The sequence below is a fragment of the Streptomyces sp. P1-3 genome (assembly GCF_050613155.1).
In the GTDB taxonomy this organism is placed as follows: domain Bacteria; phylum Actinomycetota; class Actinomycetes; order Streptomycetales; family Streptomycetaceae; genus Streptomyces.
This window is the reverse complement of record NZ_CP192512.1, coordinates 1,808,408-1,821,495: the sequence shown is the minus strand read 5'-3', so window position 1 is coordinate 1,821,495 and position 13,088 is coordinate 1,808,408. Positions and strand designations below refer to the sequence as shown.

Here is a 13,088-nt window from a genome sequence, read left to right as displayed (position 1 = left end):
GGTGGTCGATACAGCTTACGGCCCCCGGAGGGGGCGCACATCCGGATTTCCGCGGGGACTTCGGGCGCGCGCGGCGTGCCGCCCGCCCGTGGGCCTGTGCGGCCCGAAGCGGCCTGGGAGTGGCAGGATCGGGAACATGTCCGCCCAGCGATCACCCGAGCCCGGCTCCCCTTCTCGCGTCCAGCCCGGCTCTTCCTCTCCCGCCCAGCCCGGCTCCTCCTCTCCCGCCCAGCCCGGCCCTGCGTTCGCCGCGCCGTACGACGCCCTGCTGCTGCTCTCCTTCGGCGGCCCCGAGGGGCCGGAGGACGTCGTGCCGTTCCTGGAGAACGTCACCCGAGGCCGCGGCATTCCGCGTGAGCGGCTCAAAGAGGTCGGCCGGCACTACTTCCTCTTCGGCGGGGTCAGCCCGATCAACGCGCAGAACCGCGAGCTGCTCCAGGCGCTGCGCAAGGACTTCGGCGAGCACGGCCTGGACCTGCCGGTCTACTGGGGGAACCGCAACTGGGCGCCGTATCTGACCGACACCCTGCGCGAGATGGTCGCCGACGGGCACCGCCGCGTCCTGGTGCTGGCCACCAGCGCCTACGCCTCGTACTCCGGCTGCCGCCAGTACCGGGAGAACCTCGCGGACGCGCTGGAGGTCCTCGAGAGCGAGGGCCTCCCACTGCCGCGGGTGGACAAGCTCCGGCACTACTTCAACCACCCCGGCTTCGTCCGGCCCATGGTGGACGCGACGCTCGCCGCGCTCGCCGAGCTGCCCGAGGACGTCCGGGCCGGGGCCCATCTGGCGTTCACCACGCACTCCATCCCGACCGCCGCCGCCGACACCTCCGGGCCCGCCGAGGACCACACGTCCGACGGGGCCGGGGGCGCGTACGTGGTCCAGCACCTGGACGTCGCGCGGGTCATCGCCGAGGAGGTGCGCGAGCAGACGGGGATCGACCACCCCTGGCGGCTGGTCTACCAGTCCCGCAGCGGCGCCCCGCACATCCCGTGGCTGGAGCCCGACATCTGCGACCACCTGGAGGAGCTGCACGCCGCCGGGGCGCCGGCCGCCGTGATGGTCCCCATCGGCTTCGTCTCGGACCACATGGAGGTCAAGTACGACCTCGACACCGAGGCGGTGGCCAAGGCCGGGGAGCTCGGGCTGCCGGTCGGCCGCGCCGCCACCGTCGGTGCCGACGCCCGCTTCGCCGCCGCGGTGCGCGACCTGGTGCTGGAGCGGGCGGCGACCGAACGCCGGGCGGCGGCGCCGCAGGCGCACAGCCCCGTCCCGGAGCACTGCGTGCTGGGTCGGCTCGGGCCGAGCCACGATCTGTGCCCCGTCGGCTGCTGCCCGGCGCGGGCCCCCAGGCCCGCCGCGGCGGGCGCCGACAGCCCGTACGCGTAGCCGCTGCCCGTACGCGCAACCCGACGGCCCGCAGCCGCGGCGGGCCGTCTGTACGACCAAGGAGAACAGTGACCGACCAGCTCAAGCAGGAACTCCTCGCCGTCGCCCTGGAGGCGGCCCGCCGCACCGGTGCCCTGCTGCGCGACGGCAGGCCCGCCGACCTCGGCGTGGCCGCGACCAAGACCAGCCCGATCGATGTCGTCACCGAGATGGACGTGGCCGCCGAGAAGCTGATCACCGACTTCCTCGCCGAGCGGCGTCCCGACGACGGCGTGCTGGGGGAGGAGGGCGCGAACGCGGCCGGCAGCAGCGGGGTGCGCTGGGTGATCGACCCGATCGACGGCACGGTCAACTACCTCTACGGGCTGCCGTCGTGGGCGGTGTCCATCGCCGCCGAACTGGACGGCGAGACGGTCGTGGGCGTGGTCGAGGCCCCGATGCGCGCGGAGACCTACCACGCGGTCGCGGGCGGCGGCGCGTTCCGGAACGGGGAGCGGACCCGGGTCCGGCAGGCGCCGCCCTTCGAGCAGGCGCTCGTCGGCACCGGCTTCGGCTATCTGACCGAGCGGCGCGCCGCCCAGGCCGAGGTCGTGCGGGTGCTGCTGCCGAGGGTGCGGGACATCCGGCGGGGCGGCTCGGCGGCCATCGACCTGTGCGACGTCGCGTGCGGCCGTCTCGACGCCTACTACGAGCGCGGGCTCAACCCGTGGGACCTGGCCGCGGGCGAGCTCATCGCGCGCGAGGCCGGCGCGCTGACCGGCGGCAGGCCGGGCGCCCCCGCCGACGGGGACCTCACGCTCGCGGCCGTACCGGGCCTCTTCGAGCCCTTGCAGCGGCAGCTGGAGGACCTCGGCGCCTGGCACGACTGAGGGCCGTGCGGAGACGGCGGAGCGCCCCGGTGCCTGCACGGCACCGGGGCGCTCCATCGTTTGCGGGCTCGTGTCCCGGGTGGGGTCCCCCACCCTCAGGGCGCAGGGAGAGACCTCACGGCGTAGGGAGAGGCTCAGACGGCTACCGCACCGACGTGCACGCCGTGCTCGGCGGCCAGTCGGCGCAGATCGTCCAGCTCCGCCAGCTCCACGTCGACAAGGTGCTCGTCGCCCGCCTCACGGGCGCGGGACAGGTCGGACTGGGTGGTCTCTATGCGCTGCAGAAGGCCTGCGGTGAACGCGTCCATATGGCGCCCCCTCGTCTGGGTCGGATCGGCGGCACGGGGGTGTGCCCTCAGGGGTTTTTCCGGTTGTCCCCTCCGGCCGGGGCCGTGGGGTGACGATCACGTGCGTGGCCCTGCCGGCCGCGGGGTCCAGCGGGTCGTCGCGTGCCGGGAAACAAGGCGTGATCGCGGGGTGTGTGCAGTCGTCCTCCCCATCGCCGACGGAGCGGAAACCTCGACTTTCCGGAAAATCGGAATCGAATCCGAACGTGTGTCGGCCGTCTGCCCGCTCTTCCGGGCCTGTCCACCCGGCCGCCACCGCCGGTCCACCCGGCCGCCACCGCCGCTCCGCCGGCCGGAAAGCCCCGCTCACCGCGCTTACCGCCGGTTTATCGGGCTTCGGGGCAGGATGGAGGCGCTCAAGGAGCGTGCTGAGTGATCACGGCCCCGTCCGCGGGGCCCCCGAGGGAAGGACAAGCGACGTGCGAGTACTCGTCGTCGAGGACGAGCAGCTGCTCGCCGATGCGGTGGCCACGGGCCTGCGCCGGGAGGCCATGGCCGTGGACGTCGTCTACGACGGTGCCGCCGCCATGGAGCGCATCGCGGTCAACGACTACGACGTCGTGGTGCTCGACCGCGACCTTCCGCTGGTCCACGGCGACGACGTGTGCCGCAAGATCGTCGAGCTGGGCATGCCGACCCGGGTCCTGATGCTCACCGCCTCCGGCGACGTCAGCGACCGGGTCGCGGGGCTCGAACTCGGCGCGGACGACTATCTGCCCAAGCCGTTCGCCTTCAGCGAGCTCATCGCCCGGGTGCGAGCCCTGGGACGCCGTACGACCGTCGCGCTGCCGCCCGTCCTGGAACGGGCCGGGATCAAGCTGGACCCCAACCGCCGTGAGGTCTTCCGGGACGGCAAGGAGATCCAGCTGGCGCCCAAGGAGTTCGCCGTGCTGGAGGTGCTGATGCGCAGCGAGGGCGCCGTGGTCTCCGCCGAGCAGCTGCTGGAGAAGGCCTGGGACGAGAACACCGACCCGTTCACCAACGTCGTACGGGTCACGGTCATGACGCTGCGCCGCAAGCTCGGCGAGCCCCCCGTGATCGTCACCGTGCCCGGCTCCGGCTACCGGATCTGACCCGCATGGCCGCCACCCCACCGCCGCCCCACGTCCCCCCGAGGCCCACCCGCGACCCGTGGCTGCCCGCGCCGCGGCATCCCTGGCTGCGCCCCACGATCCGGATACGGCTCACCCTCCTGTACGGCGGGATGTTCCTGATCGCCGGCGTCGTGCTGCTGACGATCATCTACCTCCTGGCCGCCCAGGCCCTGAACGTGGGCAATGAGCTGCCGTTCAAACTGGTCACCGGCCGGGTGCTGCCCACCAACGACACCTGCCCGGAGATCGTCGGCAAGCAGCTCCAGCCCGACGTCTTCAACCAGGCGCTCAACGACTGCATGCAGGAGCAGCGGCAGATGGCCCTGGACGGCCTGCTGCGCCGCTCACTGCTGACCCTCCTCGGGCTGTCGGTGATCGCCTTCGCGTTCGGCTTCGCCATGGCCGGCCGGGTGCTCTCGCCGCTGGGCCGGATCACCCGCACCGCGCGCCAGGTGGCGGGCTCGGACCTGTCCCGGCGGATCGAGCTGGACGGGCCCGACGACGAGCTCAAGGAGCTGGCGGACACCTTCGACGAGATGCTGGAGCGGCTGGACCGGGCGTTCACCGCGCAGCAGCGGTTCGTGGCGAACGCCTCGCACGAGCTGCGTACGCCGCTGGCGATCAACCGGACCCTGCTGGAGGTCCAGCTCTCCGATCCGGCCGCGTCGCCCGAGCTCACCCAGCTCGGCAAGACGCTGCTGGCGACCAACGAGCGCAGTGAGCAGCTGGTGGAGGGCCTGCTGCTGCTGGCCCGCAGCGAGAACGAGATCGTCGACCGCAAGCCGGTGGATCTGGCCGAGGTGGCGACCCAGGCGCTCGACCAGGTGCGGGGCGAGGCGGAGGCCAAGGGCGTGGAGCTGCGCGGGTTCCGCCGGGCGGTCGTGGTCCAGGGCAACGGAGTGCTGCTGGAGCGGATCGCGCTGAACCTGGTGCAGAACGCGGTGCGCTACAACGTGCCGGACGGGTGGCTCGAGGTCACCACCGAGGCGCAGGGCGGCCACGCGGTGCTGGTGGTGACGAACACCGGTCCGGTCGTTCCCGCTTACGAGGTGGACAACCTCTTCGAGCCCTTCCGCCGGCTCCGTACGGAGCGTACAGGCAGCGACAAGGGCGTCGGCCTGGGGCTTTCCATCGCGCGCTCGGTGGCGCGGGCGCACGGCGGGCGGATCTCGGCGGAGCCGCGCGAGGGCGGCGGGCTGATCATGCGAGTCGTTCTTCCGCGCTGAGATCTGAGACCATGTCCCCAGGTCGTGCGATCGCGCACTGGTTCGCTTTAGGCGGAATTTTCCTGATCCGATCACCACCTTGTTCGTGTGTGATCGATCACAGGGACGAATTTCCGGCCATCCACGCTGAGTGATCGCCACGGTCGGCGGAAGGCCGGGAAAATCCGGGTTTCCGGGCGTCCCGCTCACGGGAAGTACACGTCAAGGCGGGTGCGCCACGCGCCTCGCGGACCGTGTACGGTCCCCTTCGCCACTCAACTCGATCGCCTCTTGGAGGCGCGGTTGGGTGTCGATTGAGTAACAGACCTTGATGTGAGGCAAAATCTCCGCCTCGGGTCGGGCACAAGTCCGGCCTCTCACGCGTTACGTGCGCTGGAGACACCGCAGACACCCAGAGGGGGAGAGCGACATGGCAACGGACTACGACACCCCACGCAAGACCGACGATGACGTCAACGAGGACAGCATCGAAGAGCTGAAGGCTCGCCGGAACGACAAGTCGACCTCGTCGGTCGACGTCGACGAGTTCGAGGCCGCCGAAGGGCTGGAGCTGCCCGGCGCGGACCTCTCGAACGAGGAGCTGGCCGTCCGGGTGCTGCCGAAGCAGCAGGACGAGTTCACCTGCATGAGCTGCTTCCTCGTGCACCACCGCAGCCAGCTGGCCGAGGAGAAGAACGGCCATCCGATCTGCCGCGACTGCGCGGCCTGAGGCGTGGGACCGGCGTGAGCGCGGAGCTGGGCGACGCGAGCGTCGAGCGGGGCCGCGGGGCCTCGCTCGCGGCCGCGGTCGGCCGGCGCGCCCGCGTAGGCGGCCGAGGTGTGCGGACGGGGCTGACCACCACCGTCGAGCGCATCATCGCGAACGCCCCGCGCGTCCCGGTCCGCGACCTCGCGACCCTGCGCACGCAGTTCCCCGGGCTCGGCCCCGAGGAACTGGCCGACGCACTGGTGGCCGGTGCCGTCAAAGGCACCTCCACCGTGGGTGCGGGCATCGGCGCGGCGGCGATGCTGCCGGTTCCCCCCGCGCTGCCCGCCGAACTGGCGGCCGAGATCATCGGCGTGGCCGCCGTGGAGTTCAAGCTCGTCGCCGAGCTGCACGAGGTCTACGGCCTGCGCGCGCCCGGCGGCATTCGCCAGCGCACCGCCGCGTACCTCGCCTCCTGGGCCGAGGAGCGCGGCATCGACGTGGCCGCCCCGGTCACCGTCAACGCGGCGCTCGGCGTCCAGCTCCGGCGCGAGCTGCGCCAGAAGGTCCTCAAGCGGTCCTTCCGCAATCTGCCCGGCCTGGCGCCCTACATGATCGGCGCGGCCGTCGGCGCCACGACCAATCGGCGCGAGACCAGGAGACTCGCCGAGAAGATCCGCAAGGATCTGCGCGCCCGGCAGCTGACCTGGGAGGCGCTGCCGCTTCCCGAACCGCTTCCGCCGGGCTGACGGGCGAACCGCCTTCGGGGGCCGGCGAGCCCGCCCCGCGCCGTCGTCCCGCTCAGCCCGCCCGTACGGCGTCCAGCGCCGCTGCCAGCCGCTCCGGATGGCGTGTGGAGAGATAGACGTACGGCGTCGGATCGGACGGGTCGGTGACCTCCACCCGCACCGCGGTCCGGATGTACCCCCGCAGCAGCATGAACGCCCGCGGATCGGCCTTGTGCGTGCGCCAGGCCGCCGCCTCGTCCGCGTTCAGCGCCTCGGCGGTGCCCAGGGCCGACACCGGGATCCGGGCGTCCCCCGCGACCAGCGACCCCGCCACCACCCGGACCCGTGCCGAGCCGTACGAACTCACCGCCACGGCCGCCAGCGCCGTCCCGCCGATCAGCCCGCCCACCAGCGGCAGCGTGCCCAAGGGCAGCATGATCAGCCCCAGCGCGACCCCCACCAGGGCCGTCATGAACCACCAGGAACGGGGCGCGGTCAGACGTTCTTCGTAAGGCTGCATGACAGCAAGCTTGGCACGGCGGAGGATCCGCACCTGTCGCGCGGGTAAGGTTCGGCGCTGTGAGTGGAAGAACGACAGCGCTGACGCCGCCGGCCGGGGCGAAACCGCCGGTACGGCACCCCGACGCCCCCGCGCCCGGGGAGCCCTTGGGATCGCACTACGCGCAGTGCTTCGGCTGCGGCGAAGGGCAGCCGCACGGGCTGCAGCTCGCCGTGCGGGCGGGCGAGGGCGTGAGCCTGACCGCCGAGTTCACCGTGCAGACCGCCCACCAGGGCGCGCCGGGCCTGGCCCACGGCGGGGTGCTGACCACGGCGCTGGACGAGGCGATGGGCGCGCTCAGCTGGCTGCTGCGGGTGATCGCGGTGACCGGCCGCCTGGAGACGGACTTCCTCTCACCGGTGCCGGTCGGCACCGTACTGCACCTGGAAGCGCGGGTGACCGCCGTGGACGGGCGCAAGATCTACTCCACCGCGACCGGCCGGATGGGCGGCCCGGACGGACCCGTCGCGGTCCGCGCCGACGCCCTCTTCATCGAGGTGAAGGTCGACCACTTCATCGAGAACGGCCGCGCGGAGGAGATCGACGCGGCACTCGCCGACCCCGACCAGATCCGGGTGGCGCGTGCCTTCGAGGTGAACCCGTGACCGTATGCCCCGCAGGCGGCAGGCCCGTGACCGCGGGCATGGAAGCGAACAGGAGGACGGCGTGACCCGGACGCCCGTCGATGTGTTGATCCGCAGGGTGGACCCCGAGGTGCCCCTGCCCGCGTACGGCCACCCCGGTGACGCGGGCGCGGACCTCGTCACCACCGAGGCCGCCGAGCTCGCCCCTGGTGAGCGGGCGGTGCTGCCGACGGGGGTGTCCATCGCCCTCCCGGACGGGTACGCGGCGTTCGTGCACCCGCGGTCGGGCCTGGCGGCCCGCTGCGGTGTGGCACTGGTGAATGCCCCGGGGACGGTCGATGCCGGGTACCGTGGAGAGATCAAGGTGATCGTGGTCAACCTGGACCCCCGTGCGAACGTGCGGTTCGAGCGGTTCGACCGGATCGCCCAATTGGTCGTCCAACAGGTCGAGAAGGTGCGCTTCCACGAGGTCGCGGAGCTTCCCGGTTCGGCTCGGGCCGACGGGGGCTTCGGGTCCACCGGCGGACATGCCGCCGTGGACGGCTCGACGGGTGGGAATGGATACGCTTCGGTCGGTTCCGACCGGGAAGGACAGTGACGTGTTCGGACGTCGCCGCAAGCGCAGCGAGGAAGACGTCGAGAAGCTCGACGTCGCCGCCGAGGAGTTGGCCGAGGACACCGCGGAGGACGCGGAGGACGCGGCCGTGAGCAGGGTGAGCCTGCCACCGGCGCCGCGCCCCGACGGCCCTTGGGACGTCTCCGAGGTGGCCCGGCCCGCTGAGGGCCGGGTGGACCTCGGGGGGATGTTCGTGCCCGGCGTCGAAGGCATGGAACTGCGGGTGGAGGTCGCGGGGGACGCGATCGTGGCCGCCACCGTGGTGCTGCGGGACAGCGCCGTGCAGCTCCAGGCGTTCGCCGCGCCCAAGAAGGAAGGCATCTGGGGCGAGGTACGGGAAGAGATCGCCGGCGGCATCACCCGGCAGGGCGGCGTCGTGGACGAGGTCGAGGGCCCGCTCGGCTGGGAGCTGCGCGCCCAGGTGCCGGTGCAGCTGCCCGACGGGACCAACGGCGTGCAGATGGTGCGGTTCGTCGGCGTCGACGGCACGCGCTGGTTCCTGCGCGGCGTGATCTCCGGCCAGGGCGCGGTCAAGCCCGAGACCGGGAGCCTGCTGGAGGCGATCTTCCGGGACACCGTGGTGGTCCGCGGCGAGGGCCCGATGGCTCCGCGCGACCCGATCGTCCTCAAGCTTCCCGAGGACGCGCAGATGGTGCCGGACGGCGTGCAGCAGGACGAGGCGCAGGGCTCGCGGTTCGCGGGCGGCGCCGACAGGCTGCAGCGCGGGCCCGAGATCACCGAGGTGCGCTGAGACAAGGCAGAACCGGCCGCGAACGGCCGGAAGCGGCCGTTCCAAGAGGGCCGCACTCCGTGATTCGGAGTGCGGCCCTCTGGCGTTTCCGCAGGTAGAGGCGATCGGCGTATGGATGTCGTCAAGAGCGCGCTAATGGCCGTAAGGGAGCCGTCAACGGCGTTCTTGCGGGGGCGGGCAGACGGTTTCCTTTGGGGGTCCGTTCAACCGAACCTCATCTTGTAGGAGCACCGATGGCCGACGTGGCCTTCGTCGTCACCACGCTCGCGGTCTTCGCGCTGGTGGCATTCGTCGCCAAGGGGGTCTCGAAGCTATGACCGTCGAGAATGTCGTCGGCTTGGTCGTGGCGGTGGCCCTGCTGGGCTACCTGGTCCTCGCCCTTGTCTTCCCGGAGAGGTTCTGAGCACCAATATGAGCCCCGTCCTCGCTGATGTGCTCCAGGTCTCCGCGCTGATCGTCGCGCTGGCCCTGGTCCACCGTCCCCTCGGCGACTTCATGGCCGCCGTCTACACCTCCAAGAAGCACCTGCGTGTAGAGCGGCTGATCTACCGCTGTGTCGGCGCCAACCCCGACGCCGAAATGCGCTGGCCCGCCTACCTCCGCGGCGTCCTGGCGTTCTCCGCGGTCGGTGTCCTGTTCCTCTACGCGCTCCAGCGCTTCCAGGACAAGCTGCCGCTCTCGCTGGGCTTCAAGGCGATCACCCCGGATCAGGCGTTCAACACCGCCGCGTCCTTCGTCTCGAACACCAACTGGCAGTCCTACTCGGGCGAGTCGGCCATGGGCCACCTCGTCCAGACCGGCGGCCTCGCGGTCCAGAACTTCGTGTCGGCGGCCGTCGGCATGGCGGTCGCGATCGCGCTCGTACGCGGCTTCGCCCGCTCCCGCACCGGCGACCTCGGCAACTTCTGGGCCGACCTGGTCCGCGGCGTCGTGCGGATCCTCGTCCCGATCTCCGTGGTCGCGGCGATCCTGCTGGTCGCGGCCGGCGCGGTGCAGAACTTCTCGGACGTCCACCAGATCACCACGCTCACCGGCGACAAGCAGAGCATCACCGGTGGCGCGGTCGCCTCGCAGGAGGCCATCAAGGACCTGGGCACCAACGGCGGCGGCTTCTACAACGCCAACTCCGCGCACCCGTTCGAGAACCCCAACGGCTTCTCCAACCTGCTCACGATCTTCCTGCTGCTGGTGATCCCGTTCTCGCTGCCCCGCACCTTCGGCAAGATGGTCGGCAGCGTGAAGCAGGGCTACGCCGTCGTCGCGGCCATGGGCATCATCTGCTTCGGCGCGGTCATCGCCGTGACCGTCACGGAGTTCGCGCATCCGGGCACCGCCTCGCAGCTGGCCGGCGGCGCCATGGAGGGCAAGGAGCAGCGGTTCGGTGAGGGCGCCTCCTCGCTGTTCTCGGTCGCCACGACCATGACCTCGACCGGTTCGGTCAACTCCTTCCACGACTCGTTCGAGGGGCTCAGCGGCGGTGTGCTGCTGCTCGGCATGATGCTCGGCGAGATCGCGCCCGGCGGCGTCGGCTCCGGCCTCTACGGCATGCTGGTCATGGCCATCATCGCGGTCTTCATCGCGGGCCTCATGGTCGGCCGTACGCCCGAGTACCTCGGGAAGAAGATCGGCACCCGCGAGATCAAGCTCGCCGCCTGCTACATCCTCGTCACCCCGGCGCTGGTGCTCACCGGCACCGCACTGGCGATGGCGCTGGGCAAGGGCGAGAGCTCCATGACCAACACCGGTGCGCACGGCTTCTCCGAGGTGCTGTACGCCTACACCTCGGCGTCGAACAACAACGGCAGCGCGTTCGCCGGATTCGTGGCCAACACGGAGTACCACAACACCGCGCTGGGCCTGTGCATGCTGCTCGGCCGCTTCATCCCCATGGTGTTCGTCCTGGCGCTGGCCGGCTCGCTGGCCGAGCAGAAGCCGGTCCCGGCCACCGTGGGCACGCTGCGCACCGAGAAGCCGCTGTTCACCGGGCTGCTGGTGGGGGCGATCCTGATCATCACCGGCCTCACCTTCTTCCCGGCCCTGGCGCTCGGTCCGCTCGCTGAGGGGCTCTCGGTATGAACACTGAAGTAACCAAAGAGGAGCCTCGCTCCATGTCCACCACGCAAGCCCCGACCACCGCGCCGCACCAGGACGTGCCCACCGGGCACAAGCCGGAGGGTGGCCGGGTGGGCGGCGGGCTCTTCGACCCCAGCCAGCTGGTCAAGTCCCTGCCGGACGCCTTCCGCAAGCTCGACCCGCGGGTGATGGTCAAGGCCCCGGTGATGTTCGTCGTAGAGATCGGCTCGGTGCTCACCACCGTGCTGGCGGTCAAGGACCCGGGCGACTGGTTCGGCTGGGCCATCACGGCGTGGCTGTGGCTGACCGTGATCTTCGCCAACCTGGCGGAGGCGGTCGCCGAGGGCCGCGGCAAGGCCCAGGCCGACACCCTGCGCAAGGCCAAGACCGACACCGTCGCCCGCCGGCTGTCCAAGGACGGCACGAGCGAGGAGCAGGTGCCGGGCACCCAGCTGCGCGTCGGCGACCTGGTGGTCTGCGAGGCGGGCGACATCATCCCCGGCGACGGTGACGTCGTCGAGGGTGTCGCGTCCGTCGACGAGTCCGCGATCACCGGTGAGTCGGCTCCGGTCATCCGTGAGTCCGGTGGCGACCGGTCCGCGGTCACCGGCGGTACGAAGGTGCTGTCCGACCGCATCGTCATCAAGATCACGACGAAGCCCGGCGAGACCTTCATCGACCGGATGATCAACCTGGTCGAGGGCGCCGCGCGGCAGAAGACGCCGAACGAGATCGCGCTGAACATCCTGCTCGCCTCGCTCACGATCATCTTCCTGCTCGCGACCGTCACCCTGCAGCCCTTCGCGGTCTACGCCGACGCCGAGCAGTCGCTGATCGTGCTGACCGCGCTGCTGGTCTGCCTGATCCCGACCACCATCGGCGCGCTGCTGTCCGCGATCGGCATCGCCGGCATGGACCGCCTGGTCCAGCGCAACGTCCTGGCGATGTCCGGGCGCGCGGTCGAGGCGGCGGGCGACGTCTCCACGCTGCTGCTGGACAAGACCGGCACCATCACGTACGGCAACCGCCAGGCGGCCGAGTTCGTGCCCGTCAAGGGCACCACGGCCGCAGAGGTGGCGGACGCCGCCCAGCTCTCCTCGCTCGCCGACGAGACGCCCGAGGGCCGCTCGATCGTCGTCCTGGCCAAGGAGAAGTACGGCCTGCGCGAGCGCCACGAGGGCGAGCTCGTGGGTGCCGAGTGGGTGCCGTTCACCGCGCAGACCCGCATGTCGGGCGTCGACCTCGTCGAGGACGGCGTGTCCCGCAGGGTCCGCAAGGGCGCGACCGCCTCGCTCATCACGTGGGTCAAGGAGCGCGGCGGCACGGTCGCGGCCGACGCCGACGAGCTCGCCAACCAGATCTCGCAGGCCGGCGGCACCCCGCTGCTGGTCGCCGTCGAGGACGACAAGGGCGCCCGCGTCCTGGGCGTCATCCACCTCAAGGACGTCGTCAAGGACGGCATGCGGGAGCGGTTCGAGGAACTGCGCCGCATGGGCATCAAGACCGTCATGATCACGGGTGACAACCCGCTGACCGCCAAGGCGATCGCCGACGAGGCGGGCGTGGACGACTTCCTCGCGGAGGCCACGCCCGAGGACAAGATGGCGCTCATCAAGCGGGAGCAGGCGGGCGGCAAGCTCGTCGCCATGACCGGTGACGGCACGAACGACGCGCCCGCGCTGGCCCAGGCGGACGTCGGCGTGGCCATGAACACCGGCACCTCGGCCGCCAAGGAGGCCGGGAACATGGTGGACCTGGACTCCAACCCGACCAAGCTGATCGAGATCGTGGAGATCGGCAAGCAGCTGCTCATCACGCGCGGCGCGCTGACCACCTTCTCGATCGCCAACGACGTCGCGAAGTACTTCGCGATCATCCCGGCGATGTTCGCCAGCTTCGAGGGCCTGGAGGGCCTCGACAAGCTGAACATCATGCAGCTGGGGTCGGCGCAGTCCGCGATCCTGTCCGCGGTCGTCTTCAACGCGCTGGTGATCATCGCGCTCGTGCCGCTCGCCCTGAAGGGCGTGCGCTACCGGCCGGTCAGCGCGGACAAGATGCTCCGCCGCAACCTGGGCATCTACGGCCTGGGCGGCCTGATCGCGCCGTTCATCGGCATCAAGCTCATCGACCTGATCATTTCTGCGATCCCCGGGATCGGGTGACCCT

General features: G+C 71.2%; 14 protein-coding genes. 12 read left to right on the top strand and 2 right to left on the bottom strand.

Annotated features, from left to right (window positions below; translation table 11 throughout):
• Window positions 1-136: 136 nt before the first annotated feature.
• Together ACQUSR_RS07505 and ACQUSR_RS07500 are read left to right on the top strand one after the other, a co-directional pair.
• A complete protein-coding gene (locus ACQUSR_RS07505) occupies window positions 137-1,390 on the top strand; it encodes a ferrochelatase (protein ID WP_431041771.1) in 1,254 nt (417 codons plus the stop codon).
• A 68-nt stretch (window positions 1,391-1,458) separates the two neighbouring features.
• Window positions 1,459-2,259 (top strand): inositol monophosphatase family protein, encoded by an 801-nt coding sequence (locus ACQUSR_RS07500; RefSeq protein ID WP_431041770.1) that lies wholly within the window; start codon window positions 1,459-1,461, stop codon window positions 2,257-2,259.
• A gap of 134 nt (window positions 2,260-2,393) precedes the next feature.
• Here ACQUSR_RS07500 and ACQUSR_RS07495 read toward each other — a convergent pair whose 3' ends face one another.
• On the bottom strand, window positions 2,394-2,567 hold the full coding sequence (locus tag ACQUSR_RS07495) for a hypothetical protein (RefSeq protein ID WP_431041769.1): 174 nt from the start codon (window positions 2,565-2,567) through the stop codon (window positions 2,394-2,396).
• A 458-nt stretch (window positions 2,568-3,025) separates the two neighbouring features.
• Between ACQUSR_RS07495 and ACQUSR_RS07490 the strand changes: the two genes are divergently transcribed.
• The 4 genes from ACQUSR_RS07490 to ACQUSR_RS07475 all read left to right on the top strand — a co-directional run bounded on the left by ACQUSR_RS07490 (window position 3,026) and on the right by ACQUSR_RS07475 (window position 6,360).
• Complete coding sequence (locus ACQUSR_RS07490) at window positions 3,026-3,679, top strand: response regulator transcription factor (RefSeq protein ID WP_304464365.1); 654 nt, start codon at window positions 3,026-3,028, stop codon at window positions 3,677-3,679.
• A 5-nt stretch (window positions 3,680-3,684) separates the two neighbouring features.
• Complete coding sequence (locus tag ACQUSR_RS07485; protein ID WP_431041768.1) at window positions 3,685-4,926, top strand: sensor histidine kinase; 1,242 nt, start codon at window positions 3,685-3,687, stop codon at window positions 4,924-4,926.
• Between the two features lie 409 nt (window positions 4,927-5,335).
• Window positions 5,336-5,635, top strand: a complete 300-nt coding sequence (locus tag ACQUSR_RS07480) for a DUF4193 domain-containing protein (protein WP_431041767.1) — start codon at window positions 5,336-5,338, stop codon at window positions 5,633-5,635.
• 14 nt (window positions 5,636-5,649) lie between these two features.
• Window positions 5,650-6,360: a hypothetical protein gene (locus ACQUSR_RS07475; protein WP_431041766.1), complete on the top strand. Its 711-nt coding sequence runs from the start codon at window positions 5,650-5,652 to the stop codon at window positions 6,358-6,360.
• 52 nt (window positions 6,361-6,412) lie between these two features.
• On the opposite strand, the gene ACQUSR_RS07470 is transcribed toward ACQUSR_RS07475, so the two are convergent.
• On the bottom strand, window positions 6,413-6,859 hold the full coding sequence (locus ACQUSR_RS07470) for a DUF3093 domain-containing protein (RefSeq protein ID WP_431041765.1): 447 nt from the start codon (window positions 6,857-6,859) through the stop codon (window positions 6,413-6,415).
• A 59-nt stretch (window positions 6,860-6,918) separates the two neighbouring features.
• Between ACQUSR_RS07470 and ACQUSR_RS07465 the strand changes: the two genes are divergently transcribed.
• The 6 genes from ACQUSR_RS07465 (at window position 6,919) to kdpB (ending at window position 13,084) form a co-directional block, all read left to right on the top strand.
• Window positions 6,919-7,503, top strand: a complete 585-nt coding sequence (locus tag ACQUSR_RS07465) for a PaaI family thioesterase (RefSeq protein ID WP_431041764.1) — start codon at window positions 6,919-6,921, stop codon at window positions 7,501-7,503.
• Window positions 7,504-7,564: 61 nt separating this feature from the next.
• The gene (dut, locus tag ACQUSR_RS07460; protein ID WP_431041763.1) at window positions 7,565-8,080 is read left to right on the top strand and encodes a dUTP diphosphatase; all 516 of its coding nucleotides are present in this window, start codon (window positions 7,565-7,567) and stop codon (window positions 8,078-8,080) included.
• A gap of 1 nt (window position 8,081) precedes the next feature.
• Window positions 8,082-8,849, top strand: a complete 768-nt coding sequence (locus ACQUSR_RS07455; RefSeq protein ID WP_431041762.1) for a DUF3710 domain-containing protein — start codon at window positions 8,082-8,084, stop codon at window positions 8,847-8,849.
• Window positions 8,850-9,162: 313 nt separating this feature from the next.
• A complete protein-coding gene (gene kdpF, locus ACQUSR_RS07450) occupies window positions 9,163-9,252 on the top strand; it encodes a K(+)-transporting ATPase subunit F (RefSeq protein ID WP_023537980.1) in 90 nt (29 codons plus the stop codon).
• Window positions 9,253-9,260: 8 nt separating this feature from the next.
• Window positions 9,261-10,925 carry a potassium-transporting ATPase subunit KdpA gene (gene kdpA, locus ACQUSR_RS07445; RefSeq protein WP_431041761.1) on the top strand — a complete coding sequence of 555 codons (1,665 nt, stop codon included), beginning with the start codon at window positions 9,261-9,263 and terminating at the stop codon, window positions 10,923-10,925.
• A gap of 32 nt (window positions 10,926-10,957) precedes the next feature.
• Window positions 10,958-13,084 (top strand): potassium-transporting ATPase subunit KdpB, encoded by a 2,127-nt coding sequence (gene kdpB, locus ACQUSR_RS07440; protein WP_431041760.1) that lies wholly within the window; start codon window positions 10,958-10,960, stop codon window positions 13,082-13,084.
• Window positions 13,085-13,088: the final 4 nt, after the last annotated feature.